The organism is uncultured Paraglaciecola sp., assembly GCF_913020055.1.
GTDB lineage: Bacteria > Pseudomonadota > Gammaproteobacteria > Enterobacterales > Alteromonadaceae > Paraglaciecola.
Genome location: NZ_CAJWCF010000024.1, coordinates 29,776 through 46,297 on the forward strand (window position 1 = coordinate 29,776; position 16,522 = coordinate 46,297).

The 16,522-nt window shown below is 40.4% G+C and carries 15 protein-coding genes; 10 read left to right on the forward strand and 5 right to left on the reverse strand.

What is annotated here, in order from left to right:
* Nucleotides 1–38: 38 nt before the first annotated feature.
* Entirely contained in the window at nucleotides 39–1,268 is a 1,230-nt protein-coding gene (serA, locus tag QZ488_RS07270; RefSeq protein ID WP_293747172.1) for a phosphoglycerate dehydrogenase, read from the forward strand.
* Nucleotides 1,269–1,368: 100 nt separating this feature from the next.
* On the opposite strand, the gene QZ488_RS07275 is transcribed toward serA, so the two are convergent.
* From QZ488_RS07275 to QZ488_RS07285, 3 genes are all read right to left on the reverse strand, one after another.
* Nucleotides 1,369–2,811, reverse strand: a complete 1,443-nt coding sequence (locus QZ488_RS07275) for a HAMP domain-containing sensor histidine kinase (RefSeq protein ID WP_293747173.1) — start codon at nucleotides 2,809–2,811, stop codon at nucleotides 1,369–1,371.
* 79 nt (nucleotides 2,812–2,890) lie between these two features.
* A complete protein-coding gene (locus QZ488_RS07280; RefSeq protein WP_293747174.1) occupies nucleotides 2,891–3,619 on the reverse strand; it encodes a 16S rRNA (uracil(1498)-N(3))-methyltransferase in 729 nt (242 codons plus the stop codon).
* A 222-nt stretch (nucleotides 3,620–3,841) separates the two neighbouring features.
* Nucleotides 3,842–4,012 (reverse strand): hypothetical protein, encoded by a 171-nt coding sequence (locus QZ488_RS07285; protein WP_293747175.1) that lies wholly within the window; start codon nucleotides 4,010–4,012, stop codon nucleotides 3,842–3,844.
* A 295-nt stretch (nucleotides 4,013–4,307) separates the two neighbouring features.
* Here QZ488_RS07285 and QZ488_RS07290 point away from each other — a divergent pair, with 295 nt between their 5' ends.
* Nucleotides 4,308–5,132, forward strand: coding sequence for a mechanosensitive ion channel domain-containing protein (locus QZ488_RS07290; RefSeq protein ID WP_293747176.1), 825 nt, complete (start codon nucleotides 4,308–4,310; stop codon nucleotides 5,130–5,132).
* A gap of 71 nt (nucleotides 5,133–5,203) precedes the next feature.
* Here the strand turns inward: QZ488_RS07290 and QZ488_RS07295 are convergent, their stop codons facing one another.
* On the reverse strand, nucleotides 5,204–6,004 hold the full coding sequence (locus QZ488_RS07295) for a M48 family metallopeptidase (protein WP_293747177.1): 801 nt from the start codon (nucleotides 6,002–6,004) through the stop codon (nucleotides 5,204–5,206).
* Nucleotides 6,005–6,127: 123 nt separating this feature from the next.
* On the opposite strand from QZ488_RS07295, the gene QZ488_RS07300 reads away from it, so the two are divergent.
* Nucleotides 6,128–6,604, forward strand: coding sequence for a hypothetical protein (locus QZ488_RS07300; protein ID WP_293747178.1), 477 nt, complete (start codon nucleotides 6,128–6,130; stop codon nucleotides 6,602–6,604).
* A gap of 52 nt (nucleotides 6,605–6,656) precedes the next feature.
* Here QZ488_RS07300 and metK read toward each other — a convergent pair whose 3' ends face one another.
* Nucleotides 6,657–7,802, reverse strand: a complete 1,146-nt coding sequence (gene metK / locus QZ488_RS07305) for a methionine adenosyltransferase (protein ID WP_293747179.1) — start codon at nucleotides 7,800–7,802, stop codon at nucleotides 6,657–6,659.
* A 268-nt stretch (nucleotides 7,803–8,070) separates the two neighbouring features.
* On the opposite strand from metK, the gene tkt reads away from it, so the two are divergent.
* The 7 genes from tkt to QZ488_RS07340 all read left to right on the forward strand — a co-directional run bounded on the left by tkt (nucleotide 8,071) and on the right by QZ488_RS07340 (nucleotide 16,223).
* Nucleotides 8,071–10,068, forward strand: a complete 1,998-nt coding sequence (gene tkt / locus QZ488_RS07310) for a transketolase (protein ID WP_293747180.1) — start codon at nucleotides 8,071–8,073, stop codon at nucleotides 10,066–10,068.
* Between the two features lie 71 nt (nucleotides 10,069–10,139).
* Nucleotides 10,140–11,168, forward strand: coding sequence for an erythrose-4-phosphate dehydrogenase (gene epd / locus QZ488_RS07315; RefSeq protein WP_293747181.1), 1,029 nt, complete (start codon nucleotides 10,140–10,142; stop codon nucleotides 11,166–11,168).
* Between the two features lie 30 nt (nucleotides 11,169–11,198).
* Nucleotides 11,199–12,362 carry a phosphoglycerate kinase gene (locus QZ488_RS07320; RefSeq protein WP_293747182.1) on the forward strand — a complete coding sequence of 388 codons (1,164 nt, stop codon included), beginning with the start codon at nucleotides 11,199–11,201 and terminating at the stop codon, nucleotides 12,360–12,362.
* 122 nt (nucleotides 12,363–12,484) lie between these two features.
* On the forward strand, nucleotides 12,485–13,384 hold the full coding sequence (locus tag QZ488_RS07325) for a fructose bisphosphate aldolase (RefSeq protein WP_293747183.1): 900 nt from the start codon (nucleotides 12,485–12,487) through the stop codon (nucleotides 13,382–13,384).
* Between the two features lie 118 nt (nucleotides 13,385–13,502).
* Nucleotides 13,503–13,841, forward strand: coding sequence for a hypothetical protein (locus QZ488_RS07330; protein ID WP_293747184.1), 339 nt, complete (start codon nucleotides 13,503–13,505; stop codon nucleotides 13,839–13,841).
* Between the two features lie 180 nt (nucleotides 13,842–14,021).
* Complete coding sequence (locus QZ488_RS07335; protein ID WP_293747185.1) at nucleotides 14,022–15,539, forward strand: ATP-binding protein; 1,518 nt, start codon at nucleotides 14,022–14,024, stop codon at nucleotides 15,537–15,539.
* A 6-nt stretch (nucleotides 15,540–15,545) separates the two neighbouring features.
* A complete protein-coding gene (locus tag QZ488_RS07340) occupies nucleotides 15,546–16,223 on the forward strand; it encodes a response regulator (protein WP_293747186.1) in 678 nt (225 codons plus the stop codon).
* Nucleotides 16,224–16,522 lie beyond the last annotated feature (299 nt).

The following is a 16,522-nucleotide window of genomic DNA, read 5'->3' on the forward strand; positions in this document are numbered from 1 at the left end:
CCGGATGTCTCAATTTAAACTGCCACGTGGAAAATCTCATGAGCAAAGTGTCGTTGCCAAAAGAAAAAATCAAAATATTATTACTTGAAGGTTTGCATCAAAGTACCTTGGATACGCTTCAAGCTAGCGGTTATGAAAATATTGAATACTTAAAAACCTCACTTCCAGAAGAAGAGTTGATTGCCAAAATTAAAGACGTTCATTTTGTTGGGATCCGTTCCAGAACACAGCTAAATGAAAACGTTATAGCTGCTGCGAATAAGTTGGTTGCTGTAGGTTGTTTTTGTATCGGCACAAACCAAGTTGATTTAGTGGCTACGCAAAAACGTGGTATCCCCGTGTTTAATGCACCGTTTTCAAATACTCGTTCTGTAGCAGAATTAGCATTGGCGCAAATCATTCTGTTATTGCGTGGTGTTCCAGCGAAAAATGCCAAAGCCCACAAAGGTATTTGGGATAAAAGCGCAGTGGGATCTTTCGAAGCGCGTGGTAAAACACTAGGTATTATTGGTTACGGCCATATAGGTACTCAATTAAGTATCTTAGCCGAACATCTTGGCATGCGAGTGCAGTTTTTTGATATTGAGAATAAGTTGGTTTTGGGGAATTCAACTCAAGCTAAAACATTAAAACAATTATTAAACACTTCTGATGTAATAAGTCTACATGTGCCAGAGACTAAGCAAACTCAAAACATGATTGGTGCCAAAGAGCTCGGAATGATGAAGGATGGCGCAATACTCATGAATGCAGCCAGAGGCACAGTGATTGATATTGATGCTTTGGTAGAGGCGTTAAAAAGTGGCAAATTATCCGGTGCGGCAATCGATGTATTTCCTGTGGAACCGAAGTCAAATGATGACATTTTTGAATCACCATTGACCCAGTTCGACAATGTTATTTTAACGCCACATGTTGGTGGAAGTACTCAAGAAGCCCAGCAAAATATTGGTATTGAAGTGGCTGGGAAATTGGCCAAGTACAGCGATAATGGTTCGACTTTGTCAGCAGTTAATTTTCCAGAAGTGTCTTTGCCTGAACATACAGACCGTTCACGATTACTGCATATTCATAAAAATGCACCTGGTGTATTAACACAAATTAACCAAGCCTTTGCTCAGAAAGGTTTAAATATTGCTGCTCAGTATTTGCAAACGAATGAAAATATCGGTTACGTAGTAATTGATGTTGAGACTGACCATGCGGAAGAGGCATTTGAGCAATTACAAAAAATTGATGGCACGATCAAAACTAGAATATTGCATTAACTTAGTGATTGTTTTTCACTGTTAAAAATAAAAAATGCCTGCTTATTTAGCGGGCATTTTTTATGACCAGTGATAACGTTTGAGTTCTAGAAAAGGGCGGTTATACAGGCAATACAATAGTGAACTTAACACCTTTCCCCAATTCTGAATGACAATCAATGGTGCCTCGAAGTACTTTCATCACTATGTTGTTACAGATATGCATACCTAATCCGCAACCTTCGGTTTCTCTGGCTAACGTGAAGAAAGGTTTATACATATTTTCAATTGTTTGCGTGTTCATACCTTTACCATTGTCTCGGTAAATCAAAACAAGCTTTTTGTTTCCTATTGAGTCAAATTCAACATTGGCTTTAATCGTTATTTGCCCTTCTATATCTGGGGCAAAAGCATGATGAGCAGAATTCATAATTAAGTTAATGAGCAGTTGACTCAAAGCACCTGGGTTGCTGTTCACAGATAAGTCGGCTGGAATATCGACACAAAATTTATGTGGCGTTTGTTTTAACCTAGGTTTAAGCGAGAGTAGAACTTCGTATACATATTCGCAAAGCGAAAATGTGCGAACGTCTTGACTGTGTTGGTCAATCGATAAACGTTTAAATGTTTTGATTAATCCATCTGCTCTGAGCATATTACGTTCAATTATTTGCGATGCTTCAGCCGATTCTTTTAAGTAGTTGATGAGTTCAGAACGTTTCAATTGGTCATCTTGGACCTTTTCTAAACAGGTTTTTTGCATGTCCTCTAGAAAACTTGCAGCGGTTACGGAAACCCCAATAGGTGTACTGATTTCATGAGTTAAGCTCGACATCATTGTGCCTAACGCCGCCATACTTTCCAATTCTAGCAACTGACTTTGCACTTCCGCTCGTTGCTCAATAGCTTTTTTTAGTAAGCTACTCACTTCTTCTGCGATATCTTTTTGCACCACATATTTTTTATGAAGGGCTACTTTTTGTTGCAAGTCTTTAGTTTTGTTTTTGGAATGAGCTAACAATGCGCAGACACTATTAGCTGCACGTCTTAGTAGTAATAACTCACCCGCGTCGGCATTTCTTGTGGTATTAAACAAAGCATTAAATACACCTCTAATGGTCCCGTCTTCAGACACTATTGGCACGAACCAATTGGCAACAATGCCTAATTCCTTCGCTTCGATATGCATAGCCTTCCAAGATTTGGACGCACAGACATCAGGTTCTATGACCTGTACTCCGTGTTTTAGATCTTTTTTAAAATCAGACTTAGAATTGTTTAATAGATATTTGATGACATTGTTAACAAATCTTGGATGTTGGCCATTACTTTTATGCAGAACACGGAAAATAGGCCTATTGCTATCAAATAACAGTACCTGACAATGGCAACTGCCTAATATAGTTTCCAAACACTCGGTAATTATTTTCATGGCGCTATCTAATGGCTTGCCATTTAACAAGTTTTCCATTGAATAGGCTCGTGCATCATCCAATATGCGTTGTGAGGCTAACGCAATATTTCTTTCATTGTCATCATTTGAAACAAGTTGTAGGGGTTGCATAGAATTTATTATTTTTATTAGAACTATACTTTATCAACAATCTATCATATTTTGCTCAGTTGTAAAGTTACTGAGCCTTTTAAAGATCTCCGTGAATTGCTTGTAGAGCAGATATGGCGCTGACAGCGGCAGTTTCTGTGCGTAACACTCTAGGCCCAAGTTGAATGGTTTGAAAACCACTTTGCTCTGTTTGATAAATTTCTTGTTCTGAAAACCCACCTTCTGGACCAATCAATAATCTCGCTCCAGCAGGAGGCATTGATATATGTCTAAACGCTTTCTCGGCTCTTGGGTGTAATGTGAGACGAACCTGATTGGTGGATAAGTTTACCCAGTCAGCAAATAAACTAGGTGTATGTAATATAGGTAATACGTTTCTGCCACACTGCTCGCAGGCAGCTATGGCTAATTTTTGCCATTGTTCATGTTTTTTAGACCACCTTTCTTTACTCAGTTTCACACCACAACGTTCGGTAATTAGAGGAGTGATTTCGGTTACACCTAATTCGACCGACTTCTGGATCACCCATTCCATTCTGTCACCCCGAGATATTCCTTGGCCTAGATGAATACTAAGTGGTGATTCAATGCTTATTGAAATCTTAGATTCAATGCGAACGACTACCTTACGTTTTGCCACTTCAAACAGTTCGCCACTATATTCGTTTCCGTCACCATTAAATAAAACCACGGCTTGCCCCGCTTTAGCACGTAAAACGTTAGCTACATGATTAGTGGCATCATCAGTCAAAGTAACATAACTGTCAGTGGATAATTCAAATGGGTAATAGATTCTGCTGATGCGCATTGCTTTGCTCGCTAAGGTTTTTATAAATGGTATCAACAGAGTCAAATTTAAAGAAGAGAAAATATGTCGGTGCCACCTCAAAAACACGTGGGTAACTTAAAGTGATTTAGGTAAAGTGGCTATGAAATGACGAAGTAGTATGAGTATAAAAGTGAAAAATAGACTTGATAAAATATTAAGCGTTGGCGGATGGTTCAATTCCGCCTAGCTTCTCATTATTGCTCAGTTAATCTCAATCACTTCAGACGTATTAATAGATTGAGTTGTCTCTCGTTCTTGCGCTATGGCGTTAGCACCTTTTCGAGCAAACTTAGTGTTTTTGCCCTTTTCTCTAGACATCGAAAAGCCGAAAAGTAAAACCAAAGAAATAACTAATAAACTGACTAGTAACATTTTCAATTCCTTTATAAAAATATTAGGCCACCAAAAATAGGTGAACTACATTATAGCATTAAATTTTTTTTTATTTAAATCAATTTAACCAAATGAATTATGTTAAAACATTGACTTGGGTCAAGTATCTACTGAGTAAATGACAAAATTATGAAACGCCCTAATTCTAGGCATAAAATAATAACAGTAGACTATTGTCTAATTGATTAAAATGACGTTTCGACTATCGTGGGCTCGGCATGGAGAATGGCATCTTAATTAGTGGCAACTTTTAATAAAAAGGTAGGAAATAAAAATGTTTGGATTTGACGCAGATAAAATGTCCCAGATGATGGACACATATGTTATCCCTTGGGGAATAAATATTGTTATAGCAATAGTCATTTACGTTGTTGGTAAAATGATTGTTGGTGTATTGATGAATGTGGTTGGCAAACTCATGGCTCGTTCTAAGTATGACGACATGTTGATTGATTTTGTTAAAGCGATTGCAAGAGCAGTGTTAATGCTGTTCGTCATAATTGCAGCTTTAGATCAACTAGGTGTTGATACAACGTCGTTAGCAGCCATTTTAGCGGCAGCAGGCCTAGCAATAGGTTTATCATTACAAGGTTCATTGCAGAATTTTGCTGCAGGCGTGATGTTACTTGTATTCAAACCTTTTAAAGCCGGTGATTTCATCGAGGCCGGTGGTGCAACTGGTGTGGTTAAAAGTATCAGCATTTTCACCACAGTAATGACCTCAGGTGATAACAAAGAAATCATAGTACCAAATGGTAGTATCTATGGTGGCAACATCACTAACTATTCAGCCAAAGAAACTCGTAGAGTTGATATGGTGGTAGGAATTGGTTACGACAGTGATTTGAAAAAAGCTAAAGAAATATTAAATGAAATGGTTGCAGCCGATGACCGTATCTTAAAAGATCCTGCACCTACTGTAGCAGTGGCAGAATTAGCAGACAGTAGTGTTAATTTTGTAGTCCGTCCTTGGGTTGCCTCTGGTGATTATTGGGCAGTGAAATTTGACTTTAACGAAGCCGTTAAGTTGCGTTTTGATGCCGAGGGTATTTCTATTCCATTCCCTCAAATGGACGTACATGTTCATAAAAACGACTAATCTTAAATCGTTATATAAAATGCCGCCCTAGTGTTAATAACTAGCGCGGCATTTTTTTGTCTTTGAAAAAGTTAAATTTTACAGTTAGGTTTGTTCGTTGCTAAGCGATAACTTTTTATTGCGTTAGGCATATTCTTGGATAAATTTTTGATACGCGTTGATGGCAGTGGGTGAGTGGATAAAAACTCAGGTTGCCTGTCACCGCCGCTAGCTTTATCCATGTTCTGCCATAAATTAATGGACTGTTGTGGATCAAAACCTGCTTTGGCCATTAGGTCTAATCCAATCAGGTCAGCTTCTGATTCATGAGTTCGACCGAAAGGTAATTGAACGCCAACTTCTACGCCTAACCCCAAACCAGCCATGATCATATTACTGCTGGCAATTTCGTTTGCTTTTAGTAGCTGATTGGTGACTTCCATTCCCACACCTATAAGGGCACTACTCGACATTCTTTCGTTACCATGTTCGGCAATAACATGACCCACTTCGTGACCAATTACCGCCGCAAGTTGATGTTGATTTTCAGAAAGCTCAATTAAACCTGTGTATACGCCAATCTTGCCTCCTGGCAACGCAAATGCATTGATTTGCGGGGAGTCAAATACTACTAGCTCCCATTCACCGGCAAACACTGATTTTGGTACATGTTGTGTAATTGCATCGGCAATACACTTTACATATCTATTGGATATTGGCTGAGTAGACACTTTTTGTTCTGTTTTCATACCAGCAAACGCTTGTTCGCCCATTCCTGCCAACTGGGAGCTAGAATAGAGTTTGAGTTGGTTACGTCCTAGTGGTGATTTAGCACATGATGAAACAAAGGTTGTGATGATAACGATTAAGCATAAATATTGAGTACAACGCATGGTATTTATTCATAAAGTCTAATAGTTAGCTAAATTATAACCTGAATTGTCATATCGATTAAGCTTCCGTTCAGTTAAAAACAGCTAATTTAGGTTATTACTAATTTAAAAATTTAATCTATCATGCATAAACTCTCTGTTGTTCCTTCAACAATATTAGTGATGTTTTTCTTATCGGCATGCGCCAACTCCAACCATGTAGACCATCAAGCAAAGAATCAATTTGTCACAGAGTTTTATGCATGGGTTGAAAACGTAGAGAAAATTAAATTTAAATCATATGTGGGAGAAGGGGCTGCAATAGGTGCGGTAGATGGTTTACTAAGTAATTCAAGGGGCAATAGTCAGGATATGTTAGCTGGGGCCATTATTGGCGGATTATTTGGTGGGTTACTCACCGCTTTGTTTGAAGGGGATACTAATGGTTATGAATATCAGCTAGCGGCGGTGGATGGCGATCTTGTTAGTGTGATTTCAGACGATAAAGCAGCGGAGCAGGGACAATGTGTGAGTGTACGAGTTGCAGGTGATGTACGTATTCGATTAGCACCCATGTCAGCTTGTGATGAAGCTGCACAAGATTACCCACAATCCTTTTAGTTAAAAACCAATGTAGCCCCAGATATGGGGCTATATTTTTCTATATAACTATTTAAACACTGGCTTTTAAGCGTTCAGCAATATCGGTTTTTTCCCAAGGAAACTCTTCTCTGCCAAAGTGCCCATAGGCAGCTGTTGCTTGGTAGATAGGTCGCTCTAAGTCGAGCATTTTAAGCAATCCAAAAGGTCTAAGTTCGAAATGTTCACGTACTAAAGCAACCAACACACTTTCTGATACTTTACCTGTACCAAAGGTCTCAATGCTGATTGAAGTAGGTTCTGCTACGCCAATAGCATATGACAATTGGATTTCACATCTGTCAGCCAGTCCTGCCGCTACGATATTTTTTGCTACATAACGTCCAGCATATGCGGCTGATCTATCGACTTTTGATGGATCTTTACCAGAAAAAGCACCACCGCCATGTCTTGCCATTCCACCGTAAGTATCGACTATTATTTTACGACCAGTTAATCCACAATCGCCCATCGGGCCACCAATTACAAACCGACCTGTTGGGTTAATAAAAAATTTGGTTTCTTTGCTTAGCCACTTTTCAGGTAATACAGGTTTAATGATTTCTTCCATCACGGCTTCACGTAAATCAGCTGTGCTAATACTTTCATCATGTTGAGTCGATAATACAACTGCATCAATTGCAACTGGTTGATTATTTTCATAGACAAAGGTCACTTGACTCTTTGCGTCAGGACGTAACCAGTCGAGCTTGCCACTTTTACGCACTTCTGATTGGCGTTTTACCAAGCGGTGAGAATAAGTAATAGGTGCCGGCATTAACACTTCTGTCTCATTGCTTGCATAACCGAACATTAAACCCTGGTCGCCAGCGCCTTGTTCTTCTGGTGAGGTACGATCAACGCCTTGGTTAATATCTGGGGATTGTTTACCTATGGCATTTAATATGGCACATGAATCGGCGTCAAAGCCCATATCTGAATGCACATAGCCAATTTCTCTAACCGTTTTGCGGGTGATTTCTTCAATATCTACCCAAGCTGACGTTGTGACTTCGCCACCAACTAACACCATGCCAGTCTTAACAAAGGTCTCGCACGCCACTCTAGCCTTCGGATCTTGGGTCAATATAGCGTCTAAAACTGCGTCAGAAATTTGATCTGCAATTTTATCAGGGTGTCCTTCAGAAACAGATTCAGAAGTAAATAAGTGTGAGGTCATAAAACCACCTTGGTTCAAAGTCGATATACGGATTTATGGGGGTATTTTAACGAATCAAATATAAAATACCAGTCTTTACTTCTAGACGTCCAAACGTCTATAAATTTTATTCTGCTAAGGTGTAAAAAAAAGTCATATACAAATAATGATTCATAAAGGATTTAGCATTGCAGTTACTGGCTAGCTAATACAAAATGCACAGCTAACTTAGGTGTCTGTAGCACAGAGTTACGGTACAGCATAATTATTGGATCAGTCAGGAGACTACATGTCGTCATCACGTCGAGAACTCGCCAACGCCATTCGCGCCCTTAGTATGGATGCCGTTCAACAAGCTAACTCAGGACACCCAGGTGCTCCGATGGGGATGGCTGACATAGCGCAAGTGTTGTGGGCAGATCATATGCAGCATAATCCAAGCAACCCCGATTGGGCTAACAGAGATAGGTTTGTGTTATCTAACGGGCACGGCTCGATGTTGATATACTCTCTGCTACATTTGACAGGTTATGCACTACCTATTGAAGAATTAAGAAATTTCCGTCAATTGCATTCCAAAACTCCAGGACACCCTGAGTATGGTTATGCGCCTGGTGTTGAAACAACTACAGGTCCTCTAGGACAAGGTATCAGTAACGCAGTTGGTATGGCGATAGCCGAAAAAACCTTAGCTGCACAGTTTAACCAGCCTGATTTTGATGTGGTTGATCATTTCACTTATTGCTTCTTAGGTGATGGTTGTTTGATGGAAGGTATTTCTCATGAAGTATGTTCTTTAGCCGGCACATTGGGCTTAGGCAAATTGGTCGCGTTTTGGGATGACAACGGTATTTCAATCGATGGTCATGTAGAAGGCTGGTTCACTGATAATACCCCAGCTCGTTTTGAAGCTTATGGATGGCATGTTATTGCTGACGTAGATGGGCACGATCCTCAAGCTATTGCTGATGCGATTGTCGCTGCTAAAGCTGAAACGTCTAAGCCGACCTTAATTTGTTGTAAAACCATCATTGGTTTTGGTTCACCAAACAAGTCAGGTAGCCACGATTGTCACGGAGCACCTTTAGGTGTCGATGAAATTAAAGCCGCTCGCGAATTCCTTAACTGGCCTTATGCACCTTTTGAAATTCCTGCTGACGTATACGCTGGTTGGGATGCTAAAGCTTCAGGTGCTGAAAAAGAACAAACTTGGAATACACAATTTGCTGCATACCAACAAGCACATCCTGAACTAGCTGCAGAGTTAACCCGTCGTTTAGCTGGTGATTTACCTGCCGATTTTGCGGAAAAAGCCGATGCTTTCATTCAGCAATCACAAGATAAAGCTGAAAATGTGGCTAGCCGTAAAGCCTCGCAAAATTCAATTGAAACATTCGCAACTTTGTTACCTGAAGTATTAGGTGGCTCAGCTGATTTAGCTGGCTCTAACCTTACAATTTGGTCAGGTACGAAAGGTATTTCAGCGGATGATGCCAGTGGTAACTATATATACTACGGCGTACGTGAGTTTGGTATGAGTGGCATCATGAACGGAATTGGACTGCACGGTGGATTCCGTCCATTCGGTGCGACTTTCTTAATGTTTATGGAATATGCACGAAACGCAGTACGTATGGCATCATTGATGGGCATTCCAAATATTTTTGTGTATACCCATGACTCTATCGGTCAAGGTGAAGATGGTCCTACTCATCAACCTATCGAACAAGTTGCTAACTTACGTCTTACTCCCAACCTTGCGACATGGCGTCCTTGTGATGGTGCAGAAACAGCTGTTGCATGGAAGTCTGCGCTAGAACGCAAAGATGGCCCATCTGCATTAATCTTTAGTCGTCAAGGACTACCTGCCCAGCAACGTGATGCTCAGCAGTTAGCCAATGTAGCTAAAGGTGGTTATGTATTAAAAGATTGTGCGGGTACCCCTGATGTCATCTTAATCGCTACAGGCTCTGAGGTAGGCATTACTGTTGATGCTGCTGAGCAATTGACTGCTTCAGGTACAGCTGTGCGTGTTGTGTCTATGCCTAGTACTTCAGTGTTTGATAAGCAAGATGCGGATTATCGCGAGTCAGTATTACCCAAATCTGTGACTAAACGTGTGGCTGTTGAAGCCGCTCATGTAGACTTTTGGCATAAGTATGTTGGATTTGGCGGCGCCGTTGTGGGCATGTCCACATTTGGTGAATCTGCGCCGGGTGCGGCTTTACTGAAACACTTCGGTATTACCACAGAGGCAGTAGTTGCAGCGGCAAAAGGCTTAAACTAAAAGCTATTTTTATTTCCAAAGGCGCTTTTTAGCGCCTTTTTTCTATACTCAGGTAAAAATTAAAGAGTGTTATGTTACGTATCGCAATTAATGGTTTTGGTCGAGTTGGACGCAATGTTCTCAGAGCCCTATATGAAACGGGTCGCAATTCTCAAATAAAAGTTGTAGCGATCAATGAAGTAGCTGAGCCAAAAGGCATTGCACATTTGCTCAAATACGATACATCCCATGGACGTTTTGGTTTTTCTGTTGAATTACAAGCAAAACGCCTAGTTGTTGCAGGAGATGAGATCCTGCTATTGCAGCACGAAAATATTGATGATCTTCCATGGAAACAACTTGATATTGACTTAGTACTTGAATGTTCTGGTGTACATAATGACAGGGCGGCTGGACAATCGCATTTAGATCAAGGTGCTACAAAAGTGCTATTTTCTCAACCATGTGGTTCAGATATGGATGCTACGGTAATTTATGGAATTAATGATCATCAATTAACCGCTGACGATTTAATTGTTTCCAACGGCTCCTGCACAACCAACTGTATTGTCCCGATTATACAAGTATTAGATGATGCATTTAATGTACTGAGTGGCACGATTACGACCATTCATTCATCAATGCACGATCAACAAGTGATAGATGCATACCATACAGATTTACGACTTACTCGTGCGGCCAGCCAATCAATTATTCCAGTCGACACAAAGTTAGCCATAGGCATCGAACGAATTTTACCTAAATTTGCAGGTAAATTTGAGGCCATAGCGGTAAGAGTGCCTACTATCAATGTCACTGCTATGGATTTAAGTGTCACCCTTGAAAAACGTGTTTGTATTGATGAAGTGAACCAAGCACTGAAACAAGCCAGAGAAGGGCGCTTGGAAGGAATTTTGGACTACACTGAAGAACCTTTAGTGTCAGTTGATTTTAATCACGATCCGCATTCTTGTATAGTAGATGGCAGTCAAACACGGGTGAGCCACAAACAATTAGTCAAAACCTTAGTGTGGTGTGATAACGAATGGGGTTTTGCTAATAGAATGATTGATACAGCAATAGCTATGGCAAAGACCGAGTCCAATACAAATCGAAGCTAAATTTAGAAGTTATTATTTACAAGGTAATTTATGTCCATATTGAAAATGTCCGAGCTTGATTTAGCCGGTAAAAAAGTATTAATACGTCAAGATTTAAATGTGCCAATAAAAGATGGCAAGGTGACATCCGATGCACGTATTCGCGCGTCATTGCCTACTATTAAAGTTGCAGTAGAAGCTGGCGCTAAAGTGATGCTGATGTCGCATTTAGGACGTCCAACTGAAGGCCAATATGCTGAAGAGTTTTCATTGCAACCTGTGGTTGATTATATGCAAGAAAACACATCGCTTAATGTGCGCCTAGTGAAGGATTACTTAACCGGTGTTGAAGCTAAAGCAGGCGAAGTTGTAGTGCTAGAAAATGTACGTTTTAATCTTGGCGAAAAGAACGATGATGAAACCTTAGCAAAACAATATGCAGCATTATGCGACATCTATGTCATGGACGCATTTGGTACTGCCCATCGTGCTCAAGCTTCAACTCATGGTGTGGGAGTGTTTGCGCCAGTAGCATGTGCCGGTCCTTTACTTGCTGGAGAGCTTGATGCTGTGGGTAAAGCGTTACATAACCCGCAACGACCTTTGGTGGCGATTGTTGGTGGCTCAAAAGTATCTACAAAACTAACAGTATTAGATGCCTTATCTAAAATCGCTGATCAATTAGTGGTCGGTGGCGGCATTTCGAATACGTTTATAGCTGCACGTGGTTATAACGTAGGCCGCTCATTACATGAAGCAGACCTCATTCCAGAAGCTAAACGTTTAATGGATTCACTAGATATCCCAGAAGCAGTCGATGTGCGTGTAGGCAAAAACTTTTCGGAGTCAGAACCCGCAGTCATAAAAGATGTTTCTGAAGTGCAAGACGACGAAGAGATCATGGATTACGGCCCACAAACCGCTGAAAATGTGGCGTTAGTATTAAAAGGTGCCAAAACTATCTTATGGAATGGCCCTTGTGGTGTGTTTGAATTTGATAATTTTGCTAAAGGTACCGAAGTTGTTGCGCGAGCGATTGCTGATAGTGATGCATTTTCAATTGCCGGTGGTGGTGATACGCTAGCCGCTATTGATAAATGGAATTTAAGTGACAAGATTTCTTATATCTCTACTGGTGGTGGTGCTTTTCTTGAGTTTGTAGAAGGTAAAGTATTACCTGCAGTAGCTATGTTAGAAGCTAGAGCGGCTAAATAGCTTCTTGATGAAGTCCCATAGAATATAATAATGAGAAGAGTTGTAGCTCTCAATTTACTACCTTAAACCCTACAAGCCGTTATGCTCATCGGCTTACAACACATAAAATAGGAGTGTTGCACATGGCATCACAAGCCCAACTAGATATGCTGGCAAAAATTAATAGTCAAAATGGATTTATCGCTGCATTAGACCAAAGCGGTGGCAGTACACCTAAAGCTTTAGGATTGTATGGTGTAGAAGAGTCCGAGTATCAAGGCGACGAAGAAATGTTTGCCAAAGTACATGAAATGCGCACGCGTATTATCACCTCAAGTGTGTTTAACGGAGAGCGAGTATTAGGCGCGATTTTGTTTGAAAATACTCTCGATAGAGACATCTTAGGGCAAAGCAGTTCTAGCTACTTATGGAACGTAAAACAAGTAGTACCTTTCTTAAAAGTCGATAAAGGTTTAGAAGCCGAAGTGAATGGTACGCAGCTGTTAAAAGCGATGCCTGAGTTAGATGGTTTGTTGGCCAAAGCTAATGCTAAAAATGTATTTGGCACAAAAATGCGTTCTGTGGTTAAGCTGGCTAATGCACAAGGAATAGAAGCCTTAGTAGAGCAGCAATTTGCCGTAGCTAAACAAATTTTGGATGCTGGTTTAATGCCAATTATTGAGCCTGAAGTGGACATTCACAGCCCTGAAAAAGCTGAAGCTGAAGCATTGCTTAAAGCGTCAATCTTAAAACATTTGGGCCTTTTAGCTGCCGACCAGCAAGTAATGTTGAAACTGACTCTACCTGAAACCGCTAATTTTTATCAAGACTTGGTTAATCATCCTAAAGTGTTAAAAGTTGTGGCATTGTCAGGTGGTTATTCAAGGGAAGAAGCGAATAACAGGCTAACTGAGAATAACGGTATGATCGCTAGTTTTTCTCGCGCATTATCCGAAGGTCTGAGTGCTAAGCAGAGTGATGCTGAATTTGATGCAACTATGGATTCGTCAATTGAAAGCATTTATCAGGCTTCAAAAAGCTAGGATTATTATGTTTAAAAAGCTGGGTGTTTATATGCCCGGCTTTTTTTGCTCGGAAGATTGATATGATTACGCTATTATTTATTTTGGATTATCTTCATTGGATGAGAACGAATAAATTATGACCTTTGATCTACCCTTACCTTTGTATAAAAAACTCACGGTGACATTTAGAGTCGAACCCGGATGTTTAGGCCCCGATGGTATAGATCATATTGACGGTTTTTGTAAGTTTGCCAAAAAAGAAGTGGCTGGATTAGACTCTGACTTTGTTCGCTGGGTCATCACTCCTCGTTACGATAAATCGCTACTCGAAACAGAATATAAAACCAACAACAAACGCCTTGACCATGATAAAGCTGAGAAATATCTGCAAGTCTTCGGTAAAGAGCTCGATGATTTTGAAGAACACCTGCAAGACAAATTATCAGTTTTAATTGATCAATACCTTGGCCGTTGATTTCAGGCTAATACTGACTTAAGTGCTTACAAGTTAAAAATTCCAACTCAATTGTGTAAAGAATAAGGAACCTTTACCTTAGAAGCTGACATTCAATCACACTCCTATTATCTTATACACCAAGAATCAATTATGTAGGGCTAAATTTGTCCGATCAAACATTGGAGTTGTCGCAGCAATATGCGAATAAAAAATAAACTCACCGCTATTTTCTTTGTAACCAGTGTTGCCTTGGTGATTGTCCAAGTGCTTGTTATGCAATGGAGTATTGGTAAAGGAATGATTGATTATGTCAATGAGCGAGAGCTTAAGGCGTTGAGTGTCGTGGCGTCTTCATTAGCTGAGCTTTATCAACAAGATGGTGATTGGCAGAAAATCAGTGGTAAACATAGGCGCTTCAAAAATATCGTCGATCAGGGATTACTTGATTCTGAATTTAATCCTAAGCCTAACAGTAGACCGCCTAATCGTCCTAAAGGTCCGCGCCCAATGCCGGGGCAAAACAGGCTAAATAGGGATGGCGTGCCAGAAGAAAATTTAAATAGGAATGCTACTCATCAAGGTAAATCAGGTGCTCCCTTTGGCCCACCACCTGGTCAGAAAGGGCCTCCTATCTTCAAAGTCAGTTATGCGCTGTTAGATCCCGATAAAACCCTATTGGCCGGTTTGTATTCAAAGCATCAGAGTTTTAGTTACGTCGATATCTTAGTTGAAGGTAAGGTCGTAGGTTTTTTGGCAGTATCAAAGCGTGACCAGCTCACAGCTGGATATGAGTTAAGTTTTGTGGAACAGCAGCAGCGTTATATTGTCTTTGTTGCTTTAGGCCTAATTTTGATTGCTATGTTGATCGCTATTCCATTGGCGGCACATTTTGTCAGGCCCATTAAGCGTCTTACTGCGGCAATGAGCATGTTAACCTCAGGTGATTATCAACAACGAATCGACCTAAAAAGAAAAGATGAGTTTGCGCAATTAAGTAGAGATTTTAATGAACTCGCTGCAACCTTGCAGCAAAATGAGCAGGCGCGAAAACGCTGGTTGGCCGATATTTCACATGAATTGCGTACACCAGTTGCTGTGCTTAAAGGTGAACTTGAAGCCATGCTTGATGGTGTAAGGCCTCTTTCAATGGAGCGTATTCAATCTTCAAATGAAGAAGTAAAACAACTAGAAAAATTGTTAGATGATTTACATGAATTGACCAGAAATGACCTAGGATCCCTAGATTACCGTAAACAATCATTAGATTTAGTCCACTTGCTTCGTGAGGAAGTTAACCACTACTGCACGTTGTTGGGCGAGAAGGGGATAGCAGTCACATTTGGCGAGATGCCAAAACAAGCTAATATTTTTGGCGATACAAAACGATTGAAACAATTATTCGCTAACGTGTTTATTAATACCGCAAAATATGCCGGTGAGGGCGATACACTTAGGCTATCTGCTGAAGTGCAGCAACAAACCAATCAAATCAAATTAAGGTTTGAAGACAATGGATCTGGAGTCGATGAAACAGATTTACCTAAGCTTTTTGATCACCTGTTTCGAGTAGAAAATTCAAGAAATAGAACAACCGGAGGCAGTGGCCTAGGTTTGTCTATTTGTAAAAAGATTGTAGAGGCCCATCATGGTGAAATCAGTGCGTTTGTTTCTGAACTAGGTGGTTTGGGGATTTTAATCGTTTTACCATTGGAGTAACGACATATGGCTAAAAAACCACATGTTTTAATTGTTGAAGATGAAAAAAAACTCGCATCGTTATTAGCTGATTATTTGGCTGTTGCAGAATATGCTTCTAGCTCTCTACATGATGGTTTGGCGGTTGAACCTTGGCTTACTCAGCACCACACAGATGTCATTTTGCTTGATCTCATGTTATCCGGTAAAAATGGACTTGAAATTTGTACGTCGATTCGTCAAACAAGCCAAGTACCCATTATTATGGTCACTGCTAAGGTAGAAGAGATTGATCGATTACTTGGCTTAGAAATCGGTGCAGATGATTATATTTGTAAACCTTTTAGTCCCAAAGAAGTGGTTGCCAGAGTCAAGGCGGTGTTACGTCGAACTCACACTGTTAACTCACCAGATAAGGTGTCTTTACCTTTTACTATCGATGCTGACAGAATGGTTATGGCCATTGAACAGCAAGTGATAACGTTAACCTCAGTAGAAATCAAAATGTTGTCTTTGCTCAGTTCTGAGCCCGGCAGGATTTTTTCTCGTGACCAATTGATGAACTCCTGTTATTCGGATCACCGTATTGTCAGCGATCGTACTATTGACAGTCACATTAAAAAACTCAGAAAAAAAATCACGGTTATAGGCAATGAAAACTGGATCCAGTCAGTTTATGGTGTCGGTTATAAGTTGGTGGTGTGAATGTTATTAGTTGTAGTAGTTCACATTCGCTCTTACCGTTTAGGACGATAAGCTTTGAGTTAATCTGAGAAGCTGCTTTGAGCGATATGCAGCAGTTGGATCTGACTTAACCGAACGTCTGCTTTGCCCAAGATAACGGACGTAGCGATTTATTGCGGTTTCGTCCGGTTTGAGCGAAAAGCGGACAAACAAGTTAATAATCTTAAGGACTGGTTTTCCGACAGGCTAATGGAATGGTCGCCTCCCTTCCCAAACTAAAAACGTAATGGCAAAGTAGTGAGGCAGTTTCTCATCAACTC